Source organism: Dolichospermum lemmermannii CS-548 (assembly GCF_028330815.1).
GTDB lineage: Bacteria > Cyanobacteriota > Cyanobacteriia > Cyanobacteriales > Nostocaceae > Dolichospermum > Dolichospermum lemmermannii.
In genome coordinates this window covers 1-6,520 of the sequence record NZ_JAQMTJ010000108.1, presented here as the reverse complement: position 1 = coordinate 6,520, position 6,520 = coordinate 1, and the positions used below count along the sequence as shown (strand labels likewise).

Sequence of the window (6,520 nt, the reverse complement as noted above, 5' to 3'; positions counted from 1 at the left end):
CCCCTACTGACAACCGACAACTGTACGGGCGAAGCATTTGGAGAACTATTTTTGGCAATGACTGATAATTTATCTTCCAAATGCTTCGCCCCTACTGACAACCGACAACTGTACGGGCGAAGCATTTGGAGAACTATTTTTGGCAATGACTGATAATTTATCTTCCAAATGCTTCGCCCCTACTGACAACTGACAACTAACAAATTAGGAGAGAAAAGAGTGTGGGAGATTTTGGAACAGTTGTAACCGCTATGATTACGCCGTTTAAAGCAGACGGTAGTATTAATTATGATGTAGTTGCCAAACTAGCAGATTATCTAGTTAACAACGGTACAGATACATTGGTGGTGTGTGGAACAACAGGAGAATCCCCAACCCTGACTTGGGAGGAAGAATACCAATTATTTGCTGAGGTATTGCAAACTGTAGCAGGTAAAGCTAAAGTAATGGCTGGATGTGGTTCTAATGACACCAAAGAAGCGATCGCTGCCACCCAAAAAGCCGCTAAGATAGGAGTACATGGTTCTTTACAAGTAGTTCCCTACTACAACAAACCGCCACAAGCTGGATTATATCGGCATTTCCAGGCAATAGCACAATGCTGTCCCGACCTGCCAATGATGTTATATAACGTTCCTGGGCGCACAGGTCAAAACCTCAGTTCAGAAACAGTGGTCAAGTTAGCAGAAATTAATAACATTGTTGCCATTAAAGAAGCCAGTGGTAACTTAGATCAAGTGAGTGAAATCCGTCGCTTGACACCAAAAGAATTTGAGATTTACGCTGGAGATGATTCTTTAACCCTGCCCATGTTAGCGATCGGCTCTCAAGGTATAGTCAGTGTAGCTTCTCATTTGGTGGGTAATCAAATCCAAGAAATGATTCAAGCATGGAAAGTGGGAAAAACTCAAATTGCTACCGACATTCATCTGCAACTGTTCCCATTGTTTAAAGCTTTATTTTTAACTACCAATCCCATTCCTGTCAAAGAAGCACTAAAACTGCAAGGTTGGGAAGTAGGTTCAACTCGTCTACCCCTGTGTGACGCTGATACAGATGTATCTAAAAAATTAGAGTCAGTCATGCAAAAACTGAATTTAATCCCAACCACAATAGGTGAGTGATTTATAAATAATGTGTACAAATTGTTACTTTATTGCAATTTAAACACCTGTGCTACAACTGAATCATATAAAAATCATTCAGTTTTAAGTCCGTTTTCGGTAAACAAAATTGAATAGGACTCCATCAAAAACTGAATTTAAACAGAAATTTGGTCTTTTCTTTCATCCCAGAAACCGAACTATCAACTGATTCACAACTAACAAAAATATCCAGGACAAAATGGTTAAAAACGAAGCTAATTCCGCTCTCAAAATTATTCCTTTGGGCGGTTTACACGAAATAGGTAAAAATACCTGCGTTTTCGAGTATGAAGACGAAATTGTCCTTTTAGACGCAGGATTGGCATTTCCCACAGAAGCCATGCACGGGGTAAATATTGTATTACCTGACACAACTTATCTCCGAGAAAATCGCCACAAAATTAAAGGGATGATCGTCACTCATGGTCATGAAGACCATATTGGGGGAATTGCTTTTCACTTGAAGCAATTTGATATTCCAGTGATTCATGGACCAAGACTAGCAATGGCAATGCTAGAGGGTAAATTGGAAGAAGCTGGGGTAAAAGATCGCACAGAATTAAGAACAGTTATGCCCCGTGACATGGTGCGAATTGGCAAACATTTCTTAGTTGAATATATCCGTAACACCCACTCCATTGCTGATAGCTTCACTGTTGCTATTCATACACCAATAGGCGTAGTTATCCACACCGGAGATTTTAAAATTGATCATACTCCCGTAGATGGTGAGAAGTTCGACTTACAACGTCTGGCAGAACATGGTGAAAAAGGCGTACTTTGCTTATTGAGTGATTCCACTAACGCAGAATTGCCAGGATTTACACCTTCTGAACGGGCTGTTTTTCCTAACCTTGACCGAGAATTTTCCCACGCAACTGGACGCTTATTTATCACGACCTTTTCTTCTAGCGTCCATCGCATTAACATGATTTTGCAACTAGCAAGAAAACATAATCGTGTAGTGACGATTGTTGGGCGTTCCATGCTGAATTTAATCGCCCATGCCCGCAATTTAGGTTATATCAAATGTGAAGATAGCCTGTTCCAACCGTTGCATACTGTGCGGGGAATGCCAGATGAAAGAGTGCTGATTTTAACTACTGGCTCTCAGGGTGAAAGAATGGCAGCAATGACAAGAATTGCTAATAAAGAACACCCCCATATCAAAATTCGCCAAGGAGATACGGTTTTATTCTCTGCTAACCCCATTCCTGGTAATACAATTGCGGTGGTTAATACCATTGATAAATTGATGATTCAGGGGGCAAAAGTGGTCTATGGACGGGATAAGGGGATTCACGTTTCTGGCCACGGTTGTCAGGAAGAACAAAAGCTGATGATTGCTTTAACTCGTCCCAAGTTCTTTGTGCCATTTCACGGTGAACATCGGATGTTAGTCAAGCATTCGGAAACTGCTCAAAGTATGGGCATTCCGGCAGAAAATATGATCATTATCGAAAATGGGGATGTGATTGAGTTGACAGAACATTCTATCCGCGTTGCTGGGAAAGTGCCAGCAGGGATTGAATTGGTGGATACTTCGAGTTCTGGTATGGTTAGTTCTAAAGTGTTGCAAGAACGCCAACGCATGGCTTCTGAAGGGACTGTGACTATTGCTGCTGCTATTGATTGGAGTGGTAAGCTGATGGCTAAACCAGAACTTCTCATGCAGGGTGTGGTGACAAGTATCGAGCGATCGCTGTTGCAAAAATGGGTACAACAACGCATTGAAGAAATTCTCAGCGTCCGTTGGTCAGAGTTTTCACCTGTTGAAGGACAACCCGCTGATACAGATTGGGTTGGTTTGCAGGAAACATTAGAGCGTGAATTGGCTCGTTCTATGCGGAGAGAGTTGCAATGTCAACCTTCTCTGACGTTGTTGATGCAAGTCCCTGAAGAACCTGCTGCTAAGGTTTCTGATGGTAGAAGACGACGCACTCGTTCTACTGCGGTTGCTTCTTAAAGAATTATTTCGCGCAGAGACGCTAAGGAGCAAAGGCGCAAAGGTGTTTTTTGGCATCTTTGCGTTTTTGTTTGAGAGTTATTTTGAGGATTACCGCTGAGTGTAGTAACAGAACCAATGTTAGTCGCACCGGTTATAGCTAATAAGTAGGGAATGGGATTTAAGCCTAAAGATAGAGTTAGACTTAAAGCGAGGGGTGTAAAAATTAGGGCTATGGTGTCATTGAGAAAGTAGGCAGAGAGGATGCCACAGCCAAAAGTAAGGACTATCAATAAGCTCAGAGGACTACAAGTAAAGCTCAATAGCAACACCAATACTTAGATAGGTTAAGGAAAAGGTACTATAAATGACGAATTTAGTAAAAATCACGGACTAGATTTAGCTATGTAAGAATATTTTTCTTAATCTTAATTATTGATAATTATTGCTATAATAAGTTTTGTTGCAGTTAAAAGAAATCACAACTAAAGGCAGATGTCTTTATTAGAATTTTAACTGTGCCAAGTTACTAATAAGATTGAACAAGTACAGTATTGCTTTTTGGGAAATTATGGTCAGATTGACGTATTAACATATAGATTCAATCAGAGGAAGCAGTTAATTACACCTCTTACAGAATTTCCTTCCTGTTCTGTGCTTCAGGTTCTTGTCATACTCTATATTCATTAGTCAAGTGAATACCCTCATAAGAAAAGAGGAATTACTGTGAAAGTATCTAAAAATACCAGCAAAAATATTTTTTTAGCAAGTTGGATTTCTATAAATCCAGTAGAGGCTAGTGCAGCTAATGTTAATCCATTGCACCATGTTGCAGCCCAGCCTATTTGGGACTTTTTGCGTCCTGTGCGTAATTGGCTAGATAACATCCAAGTAAGCGATCGCCTATTAGCTCATCGTTTGTGTAAATACATTCCGGCTCAGTGTCCATTTGAGCGTGATGTCAAAGTATTTGGGAAAACACTGTTTCACATTCCGCCAATGTGTAAACTTAATCCTTTATACGAAGAAGTAGTAGGTTTGCGATTTAAAGCGATGTGCTATCTAGCTGATACCTGTGGCGAAGATATTTCCCAATATTGCTAATAGGTAATGGGTAATGGGTAATGGGTAATGGGTAATGGGTAATGGGTAATGGGTAATGGGTAATGGGTAATGGGTAATAGGTAATGGGTAATAGGTAGTAGTTTTACAACTGACAACGAACAACTGACAACTGACAACTGACAACTGACAACGAACAACTGACTAATTCTTTTGCTGTTGCCATTTTTGGATAGCATCCTGAGCATCTTCATAAGCAATCGTCACTTTTGGGACTAATATAGCAGTGGCGACAGCGGCATTGAAATCTCCTTGAGTGGCGCGGATTTTGGCTAAATCTAAAATTTTTTCACTCCACTGATTAATTGACGTTTGGGCAATTTCAAACCCAGGTTGTCCTTTTTGGATTTTTTTGGCTACTTCGATAGCGCGATTATATGTAGATGCTTGTTCAGGAATGATCAAAGCTGTAGCTGCATCTAAGAGAGTTTTATTGCTTACATATTGCTTGGCTTCTAGTTGCCATTTTTGAATGACAGTTTGGGCTTGGGTATGAAGCGGCTCTTTTTTGGTAATTAACTGGGCAGTTGCTATCGCATTTTCATATTTTCCTTGTTTGGCTTGTGCTTGTGCCAACTCTAAAATCATTTGACACCAAACCTGAATATTCTCCTGAGCTTTGGCGTATAGTGGTGCGTCCGCTGGAGTTCTTTGGGCTTTAGCGATCGCAATACTTAAATTACTCGGTTGAGTAGGGACAAGAGACATTTTTTCTAGGTCGGAAATAGCTTGATTACGTTGATGAGAGTCTGTATTTGAATTGATTTGGGCTGTACTAGGATTTTGAGGAGTGGGAAATATTTGGGGAAGTGGAAGTTTGCTAGTCCGATGATTAGATACTGTTTTTGAGAAATTTTTAAACCGGAAACTCTCATGATTACGGAGTAAAAATGTAGCAATTAAACCTACTACCACCATAGTACCGCCACCCCAAATAATAAACTGTTGCCAAATTGGTAGCTCAGACTGGGATGAAGGATAGGTGTTAGCTGTGGAGAGAGCGGGAATAAATCTGCCCCCCGGCTTGGATGCTGGGGAAGTTGCTAAGGTGTAATTGCTGCTAATAAGTGACTCTGAGGCTGGTGGAGGTGCTAAATTTCCCCCGGTCTTTATTTGGCTTAAAGTAGTCTCTACTGAGGCATTCTCTGTCCACCAAGCCTTATCTGTGGCGCTAGAGGGACTATTTTCTAGAGGAGGTGCAGTCCGGGTGATAGCAAAACTTTCTGCTGGGAAAATTAGTGCTTCTGAGTTTTCATCTAATGTCAACGTGGGTAAAATAGCTGGCTGGGTCGTGGGAATCACAGTCATGGGATTTTGGACTGGTCGCCAGTGGTGTTGACAAAGTTTGGGAGTAAGATAAGTCAGATAAGCGGCTAAATCGGCAAAGTTGTAGCCTTTTGCAGAACCCAAGGCTTCTAATAATGCTGCTGTGAAGAAACCATGACCTAATTCTGTGCTTTCATGGGAAAATTCTTCAGGTTGACAGGAAATAATTGCCCCCATTTGCAGTTCTTGGGCTAGTTCGATGATTTCTTGTCCTACGGGTGCATCGGCTTGAGTTCCAAAAGCGCGGTTAATATCAAAGATGAGTAAGATATTGAGTCCGGTAACTTGTAGACTCTGTAAGAGCGATCGCACTTCTATCCCGGTTTCGGGAACTTGATCAGGATTCCCTGCGACTGGCATTAAATAATCTTGTTCTTTGTGGTTAACCCCGTAGCCGCTAAAAAATAACCATAGACAGTCCTCTGGCTGCCAGAATGTGGCTGCTAATTCTTCTAGCAACGAGAGGATGTTTTCCTTTGTCGGATAGGAGGATTGCTCTCCTATGGGGGGTGAAGTATTTGTCATTAACAGGCATTTTTCGGGAAGAAAACCTGCTTGTGTCACCAAAAAATCCTTAATTGCCTCAGCATCGGCTTGAGCGCAACTGAGAGGTTGAAACGATTGATATTGATTAATGCCGATGGCGATCGCCCAGTAATTTACCATCCCGCTCTTTATCGGTTGTTTGTTGTTTGCCTGAAATTGCTGTTAGCACGGGGCTTTCACCACAAAGCTAACTTACATCTTAATAGTTTAGTTAATCTTCACCTCTCGATGAAATTAGTTGTAGTTTATACAACATAAATAATCGTAAAATACTTGCACTCGATTTCCATGATCGATCACCAAATAGAACGAAAGGCACGGAAGCCACTTGGCAATAGATGCGTGGAGGAAGTGCCAACGGCGAATTTATTCGCGGTGACATGATAGAATTAATTAGCAAGTAGGAATAACCATCAGCGCAAAGAAGTGTTTTATT

The 6,520-nt window shown here is 41.2% G+C and carries 5 protein-coding genes and 1 pseudogene; 3 read left to right on the top strand and 3 right to left on the bottom strand.

Annotation, left to right across the window (positions count from 1 at the left end; genetic code table 11):
• Positions 1-221 precede the first annotated feature (221 nt).
• Both dapA and PN450_RS07500 read left to right on the top strand, forming a co-directional pair.
• Positions 222-1,124, top strand: coding sequence for a 4-hydroxy-tetrahydrodipicolinate synthase (dapA, locus tag PN450_RS07505; protein WP_148763628.1), 903 nt, complete (start codon positions 222-224; stop codon positions 1,122-1,124).
• A 220-nt stretch (positions 1,125-1,344) separates the two neighbouring features.
• Positions 1,345-3,111, top strand: a complete 1,767-nt coding sequence (locus tag PN450_RS07500; RefSeq protein WP_271835884.1) for a ribonuclease J — start codon at positions 1,345-1,347, stop codon at positions 3,109-3,111.
• 80 nt (positions 3,112-3,191) lie between these two features.
• Here PN450_RS07500 and PN450_RS07495 read toward each other — a convergent pair.
• A pseudogene (locus PN450_RS07495) lies at positions 3,192-3,425 on the bottom strand (SLC13 family permease); the annotation flags it as partial.
• A 391-nt stretch (positions 3,426-3,816) separates the two neighbouring features.
• Here PN450_RS07495 and PN450_RS07490 point away from each other — a divergent pair.
• Positions 3,817-4,194: a Mo-dependent nitrogenase C-terminal domain-containing protein gene (locus tag PN450_RS07490; protein WP_148763632.1), complete on the top strand. Its 378-nt coding sequence runs from the start codon at positions 3,817-3,819 to the stop codon at positions 4,192-4,194.
• On the opposite strand, the gene PN450_RS07485 is transcribed toward PN450_RS07490, so the two are convergent.
• Together PN450_RS07485 and PN450_RS07480 are read right to left on the bottom strand one after the other, a co-directional pair.
• A complete protein-coding gene (locus tag PN450_RS07485; RefSeq protein ID WP_271835883.1) occupies positions 4,191-4,331 on the bottom strand; it encodes a hypothetical protein in 141 nt (46 codons plus the stop codon). The two genes, PN450_RS07490 and PN450_RS07485, sit on opposite strands and share 4 nt — an antisense overlap.
• Before the next feature lie 25 nt (positions 4,332-4,356).
• Positions 4,357-6,204 carry a caspase family protein gene (locus PN450_RS07480; RefSeq protein WP_148763634.1) on the bottom strand — a complete coding sequence of 616 codons (1,848 nt, stop codon included), beginning with the start codon at positions 6,202-6,204 and terminating at the stop codon, positions 4,357-4,359.
• Positions 6,205-6,520: the final 316 nt, after the last annotated feature.

Bases quoted from the DNA above. Each gene is read 5' to 3' on its own strand.
- PN450_RS07500 (WP_271835884.1), top strand. From the start codon at position 1,345: ATGGTTAAAAACGAAGCTAATTCCGCTCTCAAAATTATTCCTTTGGGC.
- PN450_RS07480 (WP_148763634.1), bottom strand. From the start codon at position 6,204: ATGGTAAATTACTGGGCGATCGCCATCGGCATTAATCAATATCAATCG.